Raw genomic sequence first — 18,201 nt, 5'->3', positions numbered from 1 at the left:
TCAATGTAGGAGCGGGTTCACCCGCGAATACGGTGCCACCTGCAACGGTAAACGGCCAGGGATATTGGCCGGCAGGCCCGGCCTCTTCGCGGGTAAACCCGCTCCTACAAGGTCTGCAACACCCTTGCGGGCAGAGTTCTCTGCGCGACAGCGCAGCCCGGGGGGGCTGGGTGATCTCCTACAAGGGCCATACCGAACCTGCGACATCGGTGTGCATCACCGATCATGCCCGGCTCAGCCAAGGAACAGCCTGTACGCCGGGTTATCCGTCTCATCCCAATACCGATACCCCATCTCATCCAGCGCCATCGGCAACCCCGTCACCTCATCTCCCGGCACTTCCAGCGCCGCAAACACCCGGGCCTCCGCCGCACCATGATTACGGTAATGGAACAGGCTGATGTTCCAGCGCTTGCCCAGCCGCTCCAGGAAGCCCAGCAAAGCCCCGGGGCGCTCGGGGAACTCGAAACGCAGCACCCGTTCATCCGCACCCGGCGCCGCATGGCCGCCCACGGTATGGCGCACATGCAGCTTGGCCAGTTCGTTGTCGGTCAGGTCCAGCACGTTGTACCCCTGCTCACGCAAGCTGGCCAGCAGCTGCCCGCGCGGATCATGCACAGGATGGGTCTGCACCCCAACGAACAGGCGCGCCTCCTTGCCAGGGTAATAGCGGTAGTTGAACTCGGTGATCTGCCGCTTGCCCAGCGCCTGGCAAAACGCGCGGAAGCTGCCCGGTTGCTCCGGGATGGTAACGGCGATGATCGCCTCGCGCTGCTCGCCCAGTTCGGCCCGCTCGGCGACATGACGCAAACGGTCGAAATTGACATTGGCCCCGGAGTCGATGGCCACCAGCGTCTGCCCCTGCACAGCGTCACGCGCCACGTACTTCTTGATCCCGGCCACCGCCAGAGCGCCGGACGGCTCGGTGATCGAGCGGGTATCGTCGTAGATGTCCTTGATCGCCGCACACAACTCGTCACTGCTTACCGTCACCACCTCATCGACAAAGTGCCGGCACAGCTCGAAACAATGGGCGCCGATCTGCGCCACCGCCACACCATCGGCAAAGGTGCCGACCTGTGGCAGGATCACCCGCTCCCCAGCGGCCATGGCGGCCTGCAGGCAGTTGGAGTCCTCAGGCTCGACGCCGATCACTTTCACCTCCGGGCGCAGGTATTTCACGTACGCGGCGATACCGGCGATCAAGCCACCGCCGCCCACCGGCACGAAGATCGCGTCCAGCGCACCTGGGCGCTGACGCAGGATTTCCATGGCCACGGTGCCCTGGCCGGCGATCACGTCCGGGTCATCGAATGGCGGCACGAAGGTAGCGCCTTCGCTGTCGGCCAGTTTCAACGCATGGGCCAGCGCATGCGGGAAGCTTTCGCCATGCAGCACTACGTGGCCACCGCGCGAACGCACCCCTTCCACTTTCAGCGACGGCGTGGTGGTGGGCATGACAATGGTGGCCTTCATGCCCAGGTGCGATGCCGCCAGCGCCACGCCCTGGGCATGGTTGCCCGCCGATGCAGTGATCACCCCGCGTTCACGCTGCTCGTGGGTCAGGCGGGACAAGCGGGTGTAGGCACCACGGATCTTGAACGAGAAGGTAGGCTGCAGGTCTTCACGCTTGAGCAACACCTGGTTGCCCAGGCTGGCAGACAGGGCCGGCGCAGCTTGCAGCGGCGTTTCGATGGCCAGGTCGTACACCGGCGCGGCAAGAATGCGCCGCACCTGCTCCGACAGCAGTTGCTGGGGGGTAACGGGTGTACGAGGAAGGCTGAAGCTGGTCATCGATGACTCCTTGGCTGTTTTCACGTTGCCCAGGAGTCAGAGAGAAAAAACCCGCCTCCAGGGCGGGTTCGGTGCACGTACGCGCTAGCCCGCCAAGCTGATAATGGCGGTAATAATAATGGCGTTCACATGCTGGAAAGTGTTCATGGGGTAGGAACTTAGCCTGCCGCGCCGGCAGAAGTCAACACTTGGCTTGCTGCGCCGAAAGCGGCACATCGAACACTTTGTCGAAGCCCCACTGGAACACGAAGGCGTACACGAAGAAGAACACGAACAGCGCCAGGTTGGTGAGCAACGCGGCCCATAGGGTCACGTCCAGCCAGTACGCCACCAGTGGCAGCAGGATCAGCACCAGCCCGCCCTCGAAACCCAAGGCATGCAGCACGCGCCGGGCGAAGGTGCGCTCGCGCATGCTCTGGCGCGCTTCCCAGCGCTCGAACACCCAGTTGTAGCCCATGTTCCAGCTCATGGCGATGCCCGACATCAACACCGACAGCACGGTCGACTGCGCCATGCCGGCCCCGAACGCCAGCTCCAACGCAGGCGCCACGCAGGCGACGGCGATGGCCTCGTAAAGAATGGCCTGGACGATCTTGCGTGCCTTGCCTTGCATGTTCAGCTCCGTGGGTAGACAACCTGTAAAGCTACAAGAAGCGGCCGACAAGAAAAAGCCTGAATTTTGGACAACCCTGCATTCGGCTGCTTGTATCTATCCAGTGCAAAGGGCGGCAGGTCGTACAACTTCGTCCAGGGAATCGAACGAGGATACACATGAGCCTGGCATTCATCGATTTTCTCACCTATGTGCTGTTCGGCCTGAAGATCCTGGCGATCATCCTTGCCTCGCTGATGTTCCTGCTCGGCCTGGACGACCTGTTCATCGACCTGTGCTACTGGTGCCGCAAGCTGATCCGGCGCTTTCGCATCTACGACAAGCACGAGAAGGCCGACGAAAAGCGCCTGTTCGAAGTGCCGGAAAAGCCCCTGGCGATCATGGTTCCGGCCTGGAACGAAGTGGGCGTGGTCGGTGAAATGGCGCGTCTGGCGGCCTCGACCATCGACTACGAGAACTACCAGATCTTCGTCGGCACCTACCCCAACGACCCGCAAACCCAAGCCGACGTCGACGCGGTGTGCCTGCACTACCCCAACGTGCACAAGGTGGTTTGCGCGCGCCCTGGCCCCACCAGCAAGGCCGACTGCCTGAACAACATCATCGACGCCCTGCTGCGCTTCCAGCAGGACGCGGGCATCCAGTTCGCCGGTTTCATCCTGCACGACGCCGAAGACGTGATCTCGCCCATGGAGTTGCGCCTGTTCAACTACCTGCTGCCGAACAAGGACATGATCCAGATCCCGGTGTACCCCTACGCACCGGAATGGAAAGGCTTTACCGCCGGCCACTATGTCGACGAGTTCGCCGAAAACCACGGCAAGGACGTGATCGTGCGCGAGGCACTGACCGGCCAGGTGCCCAGTGCCGGCGTCGGCACCTGCTTCAGCCGCCGCGCCATCAGTGCCCTGCTCGAAGACGGCGACGGCATCGCCTTCGACGTGCAAAGCCTGACCGAAGACTACGACATCGGCTTTCGCCTGAAACAAAAGGGCATGAAGTGCATTTTCGCCCGCTATTCCATCAGCGACCCGGCGCTGGCGCTGAAACAGGAATGGCGCCTGGGCATGAGCCGCGAGTTCTCCCAGGTGATCTGCGTGCGCGAGCACTTCCCGCGTGACTGGCAGCACGCCATCCGGCAGAAGTCGCGCTGGATCGTCGGCATCGTGTTCCAGGGCACCAGCAACCTCGGCTGGAGCCGCAAGGGTGCGCTCAACTACTTCCTCTGGCGCGACCGCCGCGGGCTGTTTGCCTACCTGCTGAGCTTTCTGGTCAACCTGTTGCTGCTGGTGCTGCTGGCCATGTGGCTGGTCACGGTGATTGCCCCGCAGTCGTGGCGCTTCATGTCGATCCTCAGCGACAGCTGGCTTTTGTCGACGCTGCTGTGGCTGAACGGCCTGATGCTGTTCAACCGCCTGTTCCAGCGCGCCTGGTTCGTCACCCGCTACTACGGCATCGGCGAGGGCCTGCTGTCGGCACCGCGCATGATGTGGAGCAACTTCGTCAACTTCTTCGCCAACCTGCGCGCCTTGCGCCAGGTGATGGAGATGGGCGATTCACGGCGCGTGGCCTGGGACAAGACCACACACGAGTTCCCCGCCATTGCCGCCCCCGCCCGTACGCCGCTGGGGCAGCGCCTGGTGGCCAAAGGGCTGATCAGCGAAAAACAGCTGCAACAGGCGATCACCAGCCCGGTCCGGCGGCGCCTGGGCCGGGAACTGCTGCTGCGCGGCTGGCTGAACAGCGAACAGCTTGTAACGACCCTGGCCGAACAGCTGGACCTGCCTTGGGCGCCGCTTAACCCGTTCAAGCTCGACCCGCAACTGATCGCCAGGCTGCCACGCAAACTGGCCACGCACTATGGCGTGCTCCCCGTTGACGAAGAAGGCGACACGCTGATCCTGGCCAGCGAAACCCCGGTCAGCCAGGTTTCGCTGGGGGTGATCAGCCGCCAGCTGAAACGCCCGGTCAAGGCACGCCTGGCACCGCAGGGCCGCGTCACCCTGGGCCTGCGCTACCACTACCCAAGCCCTTGGCAAAAGCCGGAAACCCGCGAAATGCTGGCCGTGCTGGAACGCCACCAGGACGACGAAGCACTGCTGGAGCGGGTCAGCTGTCATCAGGTGATGCTGGGCGCCCTGCTGCAAGTGCGCGGCATGGTCCCGGTTACCCTGTTCAACCAGGCCCTGATCGATTTCGACCCCGAACAGCACAGCCTCGGCGAACACCTGATCGCCCGCGGCATCATTACTGAGCAGGTGCTGGAGCAGGCCCTGATCGAACAGGCCAGCGAGCAACAGGCCGCCCTTGACCTGACCCGGGAGGTGGCATGAAGCCGCGGTTTTCTCTCACCTTCACCGGCCTGTTGCTGTGCTGCGCCGCCCTGCCCGCCACTGCCTCTGCGCCAATGACCGACTTCCAGCGGTTCACCAGCTTTCCGTTCATGGACCGCGGCTACCGCGAGGCTAAAAAAGACAACTGGGCCGAGGTCGAGCGCCTGACCCGCCACGTGTTGGGCCGGGTGCCGAACAACGACGAGGCCCGCGCCCTGCTGGTCGAAGCCCTGGCCCACCAGCGCCGCTACAAAGAGGCCGAAGCACTGGCCGAGCAACTGGGCGGCAGCCCCGAATACGCCGACGCCCTGCTGGAACTGCGCCTGACCTGGATCGAGCAGGACCCACCCGCAGCCAGCCAGGTGGAGCAGTGGCTGGCCAGCAGCGACGGCACCCACCGCGTGCGCCTGTGGCAAGCCTACAGCCTGAGCCTGGCCAAGTTCGGTGGTGCCGCCAAGGCGCTGGAATGGCTCAACCAGCTCCCCCCCGGGAACGACGGCCAGGTACTGCGCCTGGCCCGGGCCAACTTCGCCGAACAGCTACGCAACTGGAAGGAGACTATCGAGCAGCTGCAGCCCTTGGCCGACAAAGGCCAGTTGCCCGCCGCCGACTGGCAGCGACTGGCCAACGCCTATATCCAGCGCGTGGACGAAAAGGGCCTGAACGCATTGCTGGCCAGCGCGCCCTCGCCCGCAGCTGCCAACCAGGCACGCCTGGCCATGGCCAACCGCGCCATTGCCGTCGGTCATAACCAGCTGGCCCAGCGCGCGCTGCAGTCGCTGCCGCCCGATCAGCTGAACCAGCCCGAACAGCGCCAGCAACTGTGGGAGCTGGCCCGCGAAGGCGACGATGCGGCGCTGGTGCGGCGCCTGAGCAACGACCTGCAACGCCCCTGCCTGGAAACGGTCGACTGGCTGTCACGCCAGGACCCGCAGCAGGCCCGCGAGCAATTCAGGGGCTGTAGCGCCAGCACCGACCCACGGGCCTATGCGGTACTCAAGCAACGCCTGTACGGCGACCCGCCACAACCACCGCAGCCACGCACCGCTGCCGAATGGGAAAAGCGCTACCGGCAGACGGGCGACCTCGCCGCGCTGGAGCAAGCCACCTTCCTGCTCACCGAACAAGGCCACACCGACCACGCCCGGCAACTGCTGGCGCAAGCCTACGACCGCCGCCAGGGCCGCCTCAGCCCGTCGCTGCTGCAGCGGCTGGGCAACCTGTATGCCCGCAATGACGGCCCACTCGACAGCCAGCGCATGCTTACCCTGGCCCCCCGCGTCGACGCCAACACGCGCGCGCAGTTGCTCGGCCGGCTGGCCGAGGCCGGCCAGTGCGATGCCGTGCGCCAGGCCGTACCGGGCACGCCGAGCGAACCTGGCCAGTACCGCGCCCTGGGCCGTTGTGCCATGCCCGACCAGCCAGGTGAAGCGGTGGTCTACTACCAGGCGGCAGACCGCCTGGGTGACCACGGCAACCGTCTGCCGCTGGCCTACGCCCTTGAGGCCGCTGGCGACTCGCAAGCCGCCCTGCCCATCTGGCGCAGCTTGCCGGACAGCGCCTGGACCGATAACGCCCGCCTCACCGCTGCCCGTGGCGCACTGAATGCAGGTGATGCCCAGGCTGCCCGGCACTATTGGGACGCCGCCGCGCACAACAGCGCCGATGACTGGGCGCTGGGTGCCGCCATCGCCCAGCGCCAAGGCGACTACCCGGCCGCGCTGGGCTTCCAGCGCCAGGCCCTGGCGCACAACCCGCGCGCTGACCACTACTACGCCGCCTCCAGCACCGCACAATTGGCCGGCGACAGTGCGCAAAGCAGCGCCTGGCTGGCCGAAGCCGTGCGCCTGACCCCCGACCAGCCACGCTATCGCGCCGACTACGGCATGCGCCTGGCAGGCTCGCCAGACAAGGCCCAGCGCCTGCAATCGATCCCCTACCTGGAGCGCGCCACCCACGATTTCCCCGAAGACTACCGCCTTGGCGAAACCCTGGCCCTGCGCTACGACGAACATGAAGACAGTGCCGCCGCACGCCGCGAACTGCGCCGCATCCTCGACGTGGAGCAGGACCTGGTCGACGGTGATGACGAATACGGCAGCCTGGAAGCGCGCAAGTACCGCCAGCGCCGCGCCCACGAAAGCCTGTCACGGCGCGACACCATTACCCTGGCCAGCACCTGGTCACCGGCCGGCACCTCGACCAACGACAAGTTCCTCGACAACGGCCAGCGCAGCGGCAGTGCGCGCCGGGCGCAATCGCAGAACGTGCAGTTGGCCATGTGGGACCACGCCCTGGGCGAGGAACCCAGCCGCAACGGCAGCACCCTGTCGGTGTATGGCCGGGTGCTGTTCGGCGGCCAGAGCCGCACTGACTACGCGCAGAGCATGGGCACCGGCGTCGGCCTGCGCTACAAGCCACTTGGCCAGGCCAACCTCAACCTGTATGCCGAGCTGTACCACCAGCGGCAGATCGACGAACAACACTACCGCGGCCTGAGCCTGGGCCAGTTGCTGAGCCCGGCCAAGGTTGGCGGCAACTGGGGCGACCTGCGCCACCACGCCGAATCGAGCAACGACCTGCTGCTGCGCGCCACCGCCTCGTTCCTCGACCAGGGTGACTGGCGCAACGACTGGCGCATCGATGAAGACCAATGGAACGAGCGCTTCCTCTACCTCGACGCCGCCTGGTGGACCCGTGCCGGCGACCACGCCTGGCTGTCGCGTTACCAGCAGGGCCATGCCTGGAAGCTTCCGGGCAGCTCGCCACAGACCCTCATGCCCTATGGCTTTGTCGAGTTTTCCAGCCAGGACCCGAGTAACGACTGGCGCCAGGACGCCCGTGCCGGGGTCGGTGTGCGCTGGCAATGGTGGTTCGATGACGACCGCTACAACGCCTACCGCGGCTCGCTGAAAGTGCGCGCCGAGTACCAGCAGTCGCTGGGTGGCAACCTTTACGAGCGCGCCAACGGCGTACTGGTCGGTGCGGAGATGACCTTCTGATGCGTACCCTCATCGCCCTCTGCCTGCTGGCCCTGTGCCTGCAGGCCACCGCCGACCAGCGCCTGTTCTATCAACCGTTGAACCGCGACGCCAGCGTCACCCCCGCCCAGTGGCAGCAACTGTGGCGCGCCACAGCGGCTCAGGGGGGCAAGACGCTGATCGTGCAGTGGAGCGCCTATGGCGACAGTGATTTCGGGGGTGCCCAGGGCTGGCTGGCCAACAGCCTGCGCACAGCGCGTGCCGAAGGCCTGCAACTGGTGCTGGGGCTGTATATGGATCCGGCCTACTACCAACGCCTCGACCAGCTGGACGGCGAAGGCCTGAACAGCTACTGGAAAGCGCAACTGGGCCGCTCGCTCGGCCAGTACCGGCAACTGCGTCAGGCCTGGCAGTTACCGGTGGACGGCTGGTACCTGCCAATGGAGCTGGACGACCAGCATTTTCGCGAAGCCGACCGGCGTGAAGCGCTGTACAGCCAGCTGCAGGCCTTTAACCGCCAGCTGGACAAACCGCTGCATGTCAGCGCCTTCAGCGCCGGCAAGCTGTCGCCTCAGGTCAATGCCAACTGGCTGGATCAACTGGCCGGGTTGGGCTTGACTGTGTGGTGGCAGGACGGCGTCGGCACCGGGCGCTTGCCGGCATTGGTACGCCAGGGCTACGAGCAGGCCCTGCCGTGCCGGGTGGGCGTGGTGCGTGAGGCGTTCCGCCAGGTGAGCGCGCCGGGGCAGGCGTTTCGGGCTGAGCCTGCCGAGCCGAAGCTGGGTAGCGGGTGCCATGCCGAGGCGGTGTTTGCCTTGCGTTACCGGCCTTGGGCGCGGGACATATTGCCGAGCAATTGAGTTTCCAGGCCCGGCCTCTTCGCGGGTAAACCCGCTCCCACAGGTATTCCACAGTGCTTGAAGACTGTGCAATCCTTGTGGGAGCGGCTTTACCCGCGAAAGGGCCGGGCCTGGTAAAGCTGTACCCCCAGGAGCCCCCGATGTTCAAAACCATCGAAGCCCACGTCCGCAAGCAGGTCGCCCCCGCCGCCCTGCGCGCCGAATTCCGCCAGCATGAATTCGAGGCCATGCGCCCGTTCTGCCTACTGGTGTTCTGCGTCAGCATCCTGATCTGGCTGGTCTTCGACCTGATCGTCAGCTTCCTTGGCGGCCAGGGCTTCACCTGGCTGTCCTACCTGTTCATCACCCTGCTTGGTTGCCAGACCGTGGTGCTACGCTTCACCCGCCGCAGCCATCACTTCGACGTGCTCAACCTGCTGTTCGTCGCCACCATCACCCTGGGCATGCGCCTGGTGATCGAGGGCATCCCGCTGGCCCTGCGCCCGGTCTGGCTGGTGCTTGGAGTGTCCACCGTGCTGTATGCCGTGTCGGTGCTACCGGTGCGGCGCTGGTCATTCTTCTGCGCCATGGTCATCACGTGGGTGGTGCTCAACCCGTTCTACCACACGCGCATCGAGCCCGATCAACTCGAAGGCGCCATGCTGATCAGCTATGCGGTGTTTCTCAGCGGCCTGGTGATCTACAGCTACCTGCAGATGCGCAAGGCCAAGCTGCACAACTTCTACCTGTCCAAGGTGCTGCTGGACCAGGCCTACATCGATGCCCTGACCGAAATCCCCAACCGTCGCTCGTTCATGGCCCAGGCCGACCGCCAACTGCGCATGGCCACAGGCGGGCAATACCTGGCGATGATCGACATCGACAATTTCAAGCGGGTCAATGACCGCTTTGGCCATGACGTGGGCGATGAAGTGCTCAAGCGCGTGGCCCTGCATATCAAGGCAAGCATGGCCGGCTTCGAGTTTGCCCGGCTGGGCGGCGAGGAATTCGCGATCTTTTTCCAAGGCCTGGACCAGCGTGCTGCCGAGCAGCAGGTGGCGGCGCTGTGCCAACGGGTGCGCGAGGACCTTGGCGAGCACCCGGTGACCATCAGCATCGGCCTGGCCCGGGTTGACCAGGGTGATAGCCTGACCACCGCGCTGGTGCGCGCCGACCAGGCCTTGTACGAGGCCAAGCACAGTGGCAAGGACCGCTTTGTACTGTGGTCAAGCCAGCTGGCAGACCAGGCTTAGCAGGCCCGGCCCTTTCGCGGGTAAACCCGCTCCCACAGGACCTGCGCAAAGTTCTAAATCTGCGCGGGTCCCTGTGGGAGCGGGTTTACCCGCGAAAGGGCCGGGCCTGCTAACCGATCAACCAGCAGGCAAACGAATCCTGAACTGCGCCCCACCCAACGCCGACTGCGCCACGGTCAGGGTCCCGCCCTGCCCCTCGATCGCCCGCCGGCTGATCGCCAACCCCAAACCAAACCCACCCGTATTGCGGTCCCGGCTACGGTCCAGGCGATAGAACGGCTGGAAGATCCGCTCGCGCTCTTCCACCGGAATACCAATCCCGTCATCCTCAACCGTCAGCAAGCAGCCACCATCCGCTTCCAGGCGCAAGCGCAGCAACAAACTCTCATCGCAATAACGCATGGCATTGCGCACCAGGTTCTGCACCGCCCGCGCCGTCAGCCGTGGGTCCAGCACAAAGCGCGGCAATTCACCTTCGGCCTGCACTTCCCACTGGATACCCCGGCCATCCAGCTCTTCGGCGAAACCACCCAGCACGCTATCGACCAGCTCCAGCAACGACACCTCCACCCGCTCACGGGCCTGGTCGGCGTTGTACAGGCGGCTATAGGACAGCAACTCCAGCACCAGCTCATCCAGCTCGCGCACATGCCCGACCAGCTCCAGCAAGCGCTTGCGGCTGGCCGGCGGTACCTCGTCGAACAACAACACCAGGCCAAAGTCCAGCCGGGTCAGCGGCGTGCGCAACTCGTGCGATACCGCATTGAGCAGCTCGCGCTGCTGGTTGACATGGCGTTCCAGGTCGCTGGCCATGGTGTCGAACACCCCGGCCAGCTCACCGATGTTGGAGTGCGGTGAGATATGCGTACGCTCGGCCATCTGCCCCTGGCCAAGGCGCCGGGCGGTTTCCTTCAGGCGTTCCAGGTCACGCCAGTGCGGCCATACCCACAGCAGCAAGCAGCCAAGCATGGCCGCGCCAATCAGCACGGTCACACCCCACGACAGCACGTTGATGTCCAGCGGGTCTGGTGGTGAGTGCAGGCGCACCAGCCACTGCTTGTCCAGCGGCGCCAGGATCGTCTCGTAGTAGCCCCAGTCGGCAATCCGCACGGCGTACAGCCCATGCTCCAGGCGTGCCTGTTCCTCTTCGCTCAGGTCGGCCTGGTCCACGCGCAGCAGTTGCAGTTGCAACGGCGCAAAGTCATCTGCCAGCTCCTGTTCAACGGTTGGCCACTGCTCACGCGGCGCCTGGCGGAACTGGCGTACGATCAACGACTGCACACCCTTGGCCTGGTCCAGGTTGTAGGCCATGAAACGGTCGTGGAACATGCCGACGATGGTATCGGGGATGAACAGCAGCGCGCCGGCATAGGCGACGATGATCACCAGGTACAACCGCACCAGGATCTTGAGCATGGCCGGTCAGCACTCCCACTCGACGCGGCTGAACAGGTAGCCCTTGCCCCATACGGTCTTGATCTTGCGCGCTTCACCGGCGTTGTCGTCAAACTTGCGCCGCAGCTTGGAAATGGCCACGTCCACAGAACGGTCGGTGCCGTTGAACTCGATGCCACGCAGTTGCTGCAGGATGCGGTCGCGGTTCATCACTTCCCCGGCATTGCGTGCCAGCACCACCAGCAGGTTGTATTCGCCGCTGGACAGCTCCACCTCATCGCCACGCCAACTGACCGTGCGCTCGGCCAGGTCGATGCGCAGGCCACCGATCAGGATCAGGTCGTTGTCCAGCCGCGGCTCGTTGACGCTGCTACGGCGCAGCAGGGTACGCACCCGGGCCAACAGCACGCGGGGCTCGCAGGGTTTGGTCACATAGTCGTCGGCGCCCATCTCCAGGCCCAGCACCTGGTCATGGCTGTCATCGCGGGCAGTCAGCATCAGGATCGGCAGGCCCTGCGACTCCTGACGCAGCAGGCGGCACAATTGCAGGCCATCGATACCCGGCAGCATCAGGTCGAGGATGACCAGATCGGGCTTTTGCCGACGGTACTCGTCCAGCACATGATCGCCCCGGGCGATCACCTGGACATGGAAGTCGTTGCGTTGCAGATAGCTGGCGATCAGCTCGGACAGGGCGCTGTCGTCTTCGACCAGGAAAATATTCGGCATAGGCGGTTGGGATCTAGGTTGTGGTAAACCTCGCTGGCCTCTTCGCGGGTGAACCCGCTCCCACAGGGACCGCACAGTATCTGAAACCTGTGCGATACCTGTGGGAGCGGGTTTACCCGCGAAGAGGCCGGCACAGGAATACTCAGGATATAGAACACTGCGCCACCACAGGATTGTTCTTCACACTTTTTCACACTCGCCCTACAGGTATTAACAGCCGCCCAGGCAGCGCCTGCCTTAGCATATACAAGGTCATCATCGGAAGATCCGCATGCCTACTACCCTCCCCCCACGCCTGCGTCCCCTGGCGCTTCTGGCGCTCCTGAACCTGTCCCTTGCTGGCTGCGACGACAGCGCCGAACAGGAAGAACAAGCCCCCACCCCGCAAGTGCGGGTCGAAACCCTGCAACTGCAGCCTTTGGCCATCAGCAGCGAACTCAGCGGCCGTATCCTCGCCCCGCGCACTGCAGAGGTACGCGCACGGGTCGCTGGCGTGGTGTTGAAGCGGGTGTACCGCGAAGGCAGCGACGTCAAGCAGGGCGATGTGTTGTTCCTGATCGACCCGGCACCGTTCAAGGCCGACCATGACAGCGCCCGCGCGACCTTGGCCAAGGCCGAGGCCACCCGCTACCAGGCCCGCCTGCAAGAGCAGCGCTACCGCCAGCTGGTCGACGACAAGGCGGTCAGCCGCCAGGAATACGACAACGCCAAGGCCAGCTTCCTGCAGGCCGATGCCGAAGTGGCCGAAGCCAAGGCGGCACTGGAGCGCGCCCGCCTGAACCTCGGCTACGCCACCGTAACCGCGCCCATCGCCGGTCGCATCGGTCGCGCCCAGGTGACCGAAGGCGCACTGGTCGGGCAGAACGAGACCACGCCGCTGGCGACCATCCAGCAACTGGACCCGATCCATGCCGATGTCACCCAGTCGACCCGCGAGCTCAACGCCCTGCGCCGCGCCTTGCGGGCTGGCGAGCTGCAGCAGGCAGGCGCCGGCCAGGCCCGCGCCACGCTGATCCAGGACGACGGCAGCGCCTACCCGCTGCCGGGCAAACTACTGTTCTCCGACATCAGCGTCGACCCCAGCACCAACCAGATCACCCTGCGCAGCGAGTTCCCCAACCCGGACCTCGACCTGCTGCCCGGCAGCTACGTGCGCGTACGCCTGGAGCAGGCCGTGCAGCCTAAGGGCCTGAGCGTGCCGCAGCGCGCCATCCTGCGCGACAGCGCCGGCGTACCCAAGGTGCTGGTGGTCGACGCGCAGGCGCGGGTCAGCGACCGCCAGGTGGTGCTGGGCAGCGCCCAGGGCGACCGCTGGATCGTCAGTGAGGGCCTGGCCCCTGGCGAGCGCGTGGTCATCGAGGGCCTGCAACACGTCAAGGCCGGTGACCAGGTACAGGTCGACAACACCCTTGGGGCACCGCCCATCGCACAGCACACCGGCCAGTGAGGGCCTGATTCATGCCGCAATTCTTCATCGACCGCCCGGTATTTGCCTGGGTAGTCGCCCTGTTCATCCTGCTTGCCGGTGCGCTGGCCATCCCGCAATTGCCGGTAGCCCAGTACCCCAACGTGGCACCGCCGCAGGTAGAGATCTACGCCGTATACCCGGGCGCCTCGGCGGCGACCATGGACGAAAGCGTGGTCAGCCTGATCGAGCAGGAACTCAACGGTGCCGACAACCTGCTGTACTTCGAGTCGCAGAGCAGCCTGGGCAGCGCCACCATCACGGCCACTTTCGCCCCCGGCACAAACCCGGACCTGGCCCAGGTTGACGTGCAGAACCGCCTGAAAGTAGTCGAGTCGCGCCTGCCGCGCCCGGTCACTCAGCAGGGCCTGCAGGTGGAAAAGGTGTCCACCGGCTTCCTGTTGCTGGCCACCCTGACCTCCGAAGACGGCAAGCTCGACGAAACCGCCCTGTCGGACATCCTGGCGCGTAACGTGATGGATGAAATCCGCCGCCTCAAGGGCGTCGGCAAGGCCCAGCTGTATGGCTCGGAACGTGCCATGCGCATCTGGATCGACCCGCGCAAGCTGGTCGGCTTCAACCTCACGCCCAACGATGTGGCCGAAGCCATTGCCGGCCAGAACGCCCAGGTGGCCCCCGGCAGCATTGGCGACCTGCCCACCCGCAGCACTCAGGAAATCACCGCCAACGTGGTGGTCAAGGGCCAGCTGAGCAGCCCCGAAGAATTCGCCGCCATCGTGCTGCGGGCCAACCCGGACGGTTCCACGGTTACCATCGGCGATGTCGCCCGGGTCGAGATCGGTGCCCAGGAGTACCAGTACGGCACCCGCCTGAACGGCAAGCCGGCCACCGCCTTCAGCGTCCAGCTGTCGCCGGGCGCCAACGCCATGGAAACCGCCACCCTGGTGCGGGCGAAGATGCAGGAGCTGGCGCGCTACTTCCCGGAAGGCGTCAAGTACGACATCCCTTACGACACCTCGCCATTCGTCAAGGTGTCGATCGAGCAGGTCATCAATACCCTGTTCGAAGCCATGCTGCTGGTGTTTGCAGTGATGTTCCTGTTCCTGCAGAACCTGCGCTACACCCTGATCCCGACCCTGGTGGTACCGATGGCGCTGATGGGCACCTTCGCCGTGATGCTGGCGATGGGCTTCTCCATCAACGTGCTGACCCTGTTCGGCATGGTGCTGGCCATCGGCATCCTGGTCGACGACGCCATCGTGGTGGTGGAAAACGTCGAGCGCATCATGGCCGAAGAAGGCCTGCCGCCCAAGGAAGCCACGCGCAAGGCCATGGGCCAGATCAGCGGCGCCATCGTCGGCATCACCCTGGTGCTGGTGGCGGTGTTCCTGCCCATGGCTTTCATGCAAGGCTCGGTGGGGGTGATCTACCAGCAGTTCTCGGTGTCGATGGCGGTGTCCATCCTGTTCTCCGCATTCCTCGCCCTCAGCCTTACCCCGGCGCTGTGCGCCACCCTGCTCAAGCCGGTAGCCAAGGGCGAGCACCACGAGCGCAAGGGCTTCTTCGGCTGGTTCAACCGCCGCTTCGAGGGCATGAGCAACGGCTACCAGCGCTGGGTCATGCAGGCGCTCAAGCGCAGCGGGCGCTACCTGCTTGTGTATGCGCTGCTGCTGGGGGTGCTGGGCTATGGTTTCAGCCAGTTGCCCACAGCGTTCCTGCCCACTGAAGACCAGGGCTACACCATCACCGATATCCAGTTGCCGCCGGGCGCCAGCCGCATGCGCACCGAACAGGTGGCCGCGCAGATCGAGGCGCACAACACCGAAGAGCCCGGGGTCGGCAACACCACGCTCATCCTTGGTTTCAGCTTCTCCGGTAGCGGGCAGAACGCGGCGCTGGCCTTCACCACGCTCAAGGACTGGTCCGAACGCGGCGCCGACGACAGTGCCCAATCGATTGCCGATCGCGCAACCATGGCCTTCAGCCAGCTCAAGGACGCCATCGCCTTCTCGGTATTGCCACCCCCGATCGACGGCCTGGGTGAGTCGACCGGCTTCGAATTCCGCCTGCAGGACCGTGGCGGCATGGGCCATGTCGAGCTGATGGCGGCCCGAGACCAACTGCTGGAAAGCGCCGGCAAGAGCAAGGTGCTGACCAACGTGCGCGAAGCCTCGCTGGCAGAAAGCCCGCAGGTGCAACTGGAAATCGACCGCCGCCAGGCCAATGCCCTGGGAGTATCGTTTGCCGACATCGGCACGGTGCTGGATGTGGCTATCGGCTCCAGCTACGTCAACGACTTCCCTAACCAGGGCCGCATGCAGCGGGTGGTGGTGCAGGCCGAAGGCGACCAGCGCAGCCAGGTCGAAGACTTGCTGAAGGTCCATGTGCGCAACAACAGCGGCAAGATGGTGCCCCTGGGCGCATTCGTCCAGGCCAAATGGGTCAGCGGCCCGGTGCAGCTGACCCGCTATAACGGCTACCCGGCGGTGTCGATTTCCGGGGAACCGGCGGCGGGTTACAGCTCAGGCGAAGCCATGGCCGAAATCGAGCGCCTGGTGGCGCAGCTGCCAGCCGGTGCTGGCCTGGAATGGACCGGCCTTTCGCTGCAGGAGCGGTTGTCCGGCAGCCAGGCACCGATGCTGATGGCGCTGTCGCTGCTGGTGGTGTTCCTGTGCCTGGCGGCGCTGTACGAAAGCTGGTCGATCCCCACTGCCGTACTGCTGGTGGTACCGCTCGGTGTACTCGGCGCGGTGCTGGCGGTGACCCTGCGCGGCATGCCCAACGACGTGTTCTTCAAGGTCGGCCTGATCACCCTGATCGGCCTGTCGGCGAAAAACGCCATCCTGATCATCGAGTTCGCCAAGCACCTGGTCGACCAGGGCGTGGACGCGGTCGATGCCGCCGTGCAGGCCGCACGCCTGCGCTTGCGGCCGATCGTGATGACCTCGCTGGCGTTCATCCTCGGCGTGGTGCCGCTGGCCATCGCCAGCGGTGCCAGCTCGGCAAGCCAGCAGGCGATCGGCACCGGTGTGATCGGCGGCATGCTCAGCGCTACCTTGGCGGTGGTGTTCGTGCCGGTGTTCTTCGTGGTGGTGATGCGGATGTCTGGGCAAGGCAAAAACGCCACCCAGACAACTGGCCGGGTAGACGCCGCTGTGGATGGCAGCCCGCACGGGTAAAAGTGGGTATGTTAATATTGCTGGCATCGGTGGAGGAGCTGAAATGACACAAGCCCGCGATGCCAGCATCAAGAGCCAGGTTCTGGAACTAGCCAAACAGCATGGTGTTACCAGCGAAAAGGACCGTTTCAGCGACCTGGCAACGACAATAACCCGCATGTCGGGTGATGCCGTCACCCTTGACGACATCGAAAGAATGCTGGTTTCGCTCAAGAAGAAAGGCATTCTTACCAAGCGACAGATACTCGAGCTGGAAGCCCGCTACCTGAATGAAGCGCCTGAATACGGCAATGGGCGAAAGATCAGCGCATGATGTTCGATCCGTTCGACGATTTTCAGTCCGCAGGTTACCTGCGAAACGTCTTTAAACTCAAAGACCCCGCACAAATCAAGAAAATGGAGCACCTGGCGTTTGAATCCAGCCTGGAAGACGCCATTACCCTGCTTTCCACTTGTCAGCACATCACCTACCAGACCTTGTTGGAGCTGCATCAACTACTGTTCTTGGACTTCTATCCCTGGGCCGGCAAGGACCGCGCCGAACTTGTGCCAAGACTGGCGGTATTCAAGGGAACAGACAGTGATCCTCGGCATACCGCATTCTGCCCTCCCGACCAGATTCAACACTGGGCATCCCATGCGCTGAAACTGGGGCAAGATCAGCAGCGGCTCAGGCAGCACCCAGGCGAAGTACTCGGGCTATTGGCCGATGCGCATCCATTTCTGGATGGTAACGGTCGAACGATACTGCTGGTGTTCATGGAACTCTGTCATCGTGCCGGCTTTGCCATCGACTGGTCTCGCACCCTCAAGGATGACTACCCCTCAGCCTTGAGCGCTGAAATCAACCATCCCTCGAAAGGTCATCTGGACAACTACCTGAAACCCTTCCTGATGGATGTTTCGCACAGAGCGCAATGGCCAGAGGTGATAGGCGCAATCCAGGGACTGGATGGTCTGGACAAAGACAACATCAGGTATGAAAGCCTGGACGATCCAGAGGTGCAGGCGCTTTATCAGGGTTATCGCTCACTGCCGTCCTGCTCTCTGTTGATCCTTGCCGGCGGCCGCGGGCAGCGTATGGGTGGCCGTGACAAGGGCTTGATCGACTGGCAAGGCGAACCACTGGTGGCGCATGTGCACCGTGTGGTGCGGCCGCTGAGCGACGACCTGGTGATTTCCTGCAACCGTAACCAGGATGCCTACCGGGCATACGCTGACCAGTTGGTGGGCGATGCCGAGGTGGACTTCCCTGGGCCGCTGGCAGGGGTGATTGCCGGGCTCAAGGTGGCGCGGCATGAATGGGTGGTGCTATTGGCTTGCGATGCGCCGCTGGTTGACCGGACGTTGATCCAGGACCTGCTCCAGGTAGCGGTAGCAGGTGACACTGCGGCGATGGTGCGCCAGGGTGGGTACTGGCAACCGATGTTCAGCGTGCTGCCGCGCCGGGTGTTGCCGGTGCTGGAACAGGCCTGGGCCGAGGGAGAGCGGAGCTTGCAGAAGGCCCTGCTGCGCGACAAGGTACAGGCACTGGAATGTACAGAAGGTGATCGTCGGCTGAGCAATTTCAACAGCCCGACATTACTGCAAGGCTAAAGCCTGCCCGGTCCGGACAGGGCTCCCCTGCCGAGGCGGCGGACCGCTTGCAAAGGGCCCCAG

12 protein-coding genes and 1 pseudogene are annotated in these 18,201 nt (G+C 64.4%); 9 read left to right on the top strand and 4 right to left on the bottom strand.

Annotated features, from left to right (window positions below; all coding sequences use genetic code 11):
* Positions 1 to 234 precede the first annotated feature (234 nt).
* Both ilvA and IAE39_RS18185 read right to left on the bottom strand, forming a co-directional pair.
* Positions 235 to 1,794, bottom strand: coding sequence for a threonine ammonia-lyase, biosynthetic (gene ilvA / locus IAE39_RS18190; RefSeq protein WP_201205077.1), 1,560 nt, complete (start codon positions 1,792 to 1,794; stop codon positions 235 to 237).
* 181 nt (positions 1,795 to 1,975) lie between these two features.
* Positions 1,976 to 2,407 (bottom strand): PACE efflux transporter, encoded by a 432-nt coding sequence (locus tag IAE39_RS18185; protein ID WP_201205075.1) that lies wholly within the window; start codon positions 2,405 to 2,407, stop codon positions 1,976 to 1,978.
* A gap of 158 nt (positions 2,408 to 2,565) precedes the next feature.
* On the opposite strand from IAE39_RS18185, the gene nfrB reads away from it, so the two are divergent.
* The 4 genes from nfrB (at position 2,566) to IAE39_RS18165 (ending at position 9,813) form a co-directional block, all read left to right on the top strand.
* Positions 2,566 to 4,740, top strand: coding sequence for a cyclic di-3',5'-guanylate-activated glycosyltransferase NfrB (gene nfrB / locus IAE39_RS18180; RefSeq protein ID WP_201205073.1), 2,175 nt, complete (start codon positions 2,566 to 2,568; stop codon positions 4,738 to 4,740).
* The gene (locus IAE39_RS18175) at positions 4,737 to 7,742 is read left to right on the top strand and encodes a phage receptor (RefSeq protein ID WP_201205071.1); all 3,006 of its coding nucleotides are present in this window, start codon (positions 4,737 to 4,739) and stop codon (positions 7,740 to 7,742) included. The genes nfrB and IAE39_RS18175 overlap by 4 nt, the downstream gene beginning before the upstream one ends.
* Positions 7,742 to 8,581, top strand: coding sequence for a DUF4434 family protein (locus IAE39_RS18170; protein WP_201205068.1), 840 nt, complete (start codon positions 7,742 to 7,744; stop codon positions 8,579 to 8,581). The genes IAE39_RS18175 and IAE39_RS18170 overlap by 1 nt, the downstream gene beginning before the upstream one ends.
* Positions 8,582 to 8,721: 140 nt before the next feature.
* On the top strand, positions 8,722 to 9,813 hold the full coding sequence (locus IAE39_RS18165) for a GGDEF domain-containing protein (RefSeq protein WP_201205066.1): 1,092 nt from the start codon (positions 8,722 to 8,724) through the stop codon (positions 9,811 to 9,813).
* Positions 9,814 to 9,930: 117 nt separating this feature from the next.
* Here IAE39_RS18165 and IAE39_RS18160 read toward each other — a convergent pair whose 3' ends face one another.
* Together IAE39_RS18160 and IAE39_RS18155 are read right to left on the bottom strand one after the other, a co-directional pair.
* Complete coding sequence (locus tag IAE39_RS18160) at positions 9,931 to 11,229, bottom strand: ATP-binding protein (protein ID WP_201205064.1); 1,299 nt, start codon at positions 11,227 to 11,229, stop codon at positions 9,931 to 9,933.
* Between the two features lie 6 nt (positions 11,230 to 11,235).
* Positions 11,236 to 11,937, bottom strand: coding sequence for a response regulator transcription factor (locus tag IAE39_RS18155; RefSeq protein ID WP_201205062.1), 702 nt, complete (start codon positions 11,935 to 11,937; stop codon positions 11,236 to 11,238).
* Between the two features lie 271 nt (positions 11,938 to 12,208).
* Here IAE39_RS18155 and IAE39_RS18150 point away from each other — a divergent pair, with 271 nt between their 5' ends.
* The 5 genes and pseudogenes from IAE39_RS18150 to mobA all read left to right on the top strand — a co-directional run bounded on the left by IAE39_RS18150 (position 12,209) and on the right by mobA (position 18,138).
* Positions 12,209 to 13,384: an efflux RND transporter periplasmic adaptor subunit gene (locus IAE39_RS18150; RefSeq protein WP_201205060.1), complete on the top strand. Its 1,176-nt coding sequence runs from the start codon at positions 12,209 to 12,211 to the stop codon at positions 13,382 to 13,384.
* 11 nt (positions 13,385 to 13,395) lie between these two features.
* Entirely contained in the window at positions 13,396 to 16,542 is a 3,147-nt protein-coding gene (locus IAE39_RS18145; RefSeq protein ID WP_201205057.1) for an efflux RND transporter permease subunit, read from the top strand.
* A gap of 43 nt (positions 16,543 to 16,585) precedes the next feature.
* Positions 16,586 to 16,855, top strand: a complete 270-nt coding sequence (locus IAE39_RS18140) for a hypothetical protein (RefSeq protein WP_201205055.1) — start codon at positions 16,586 to 16,588, stop codon at positions 16,853 to 16,855.
* A pseudogene (locus IAE39_RS29995) lies at positions 16,852 to 17,292 on the top strand (Fic family protein); the annotation flags it as partial. The gene IAE39_RS18140 and the pseudogene IAE39_RS29995, both read left to right, overlap by 4 nt.
* A 282-nt stretch (positions 17,293 to 17,574) precedes the next feature.
* On the top strand, positions 17,575 to 18,138 hold the full coding sequence (gene mobA, locus IAE39_RS29720; RefSeq protein WP_268934164.1) for a molybdenum cofactor guanylyltransferase MobA: 564 nt from the start codon (positions 17,575 to 17,577) through the stop codon (positions 18,136 to 18,138).
* The last annotated feature ends 63 nt before the right edge of the window (positions 18,139 to 18,201 follow it).

Origin of the sequence: Pseudomonas sp. S37 (assembly GCF_016658545.1) — a bacterium.
GTDB lineage: Bacteria > Pseudomonadota > Gammaproteobacteria > Pseudomonadales > Pseudomonadaceae > Aquipseudomonas.
This window is presented reverse-complemented; position numbering and strand designations above follow the sequence as displayed.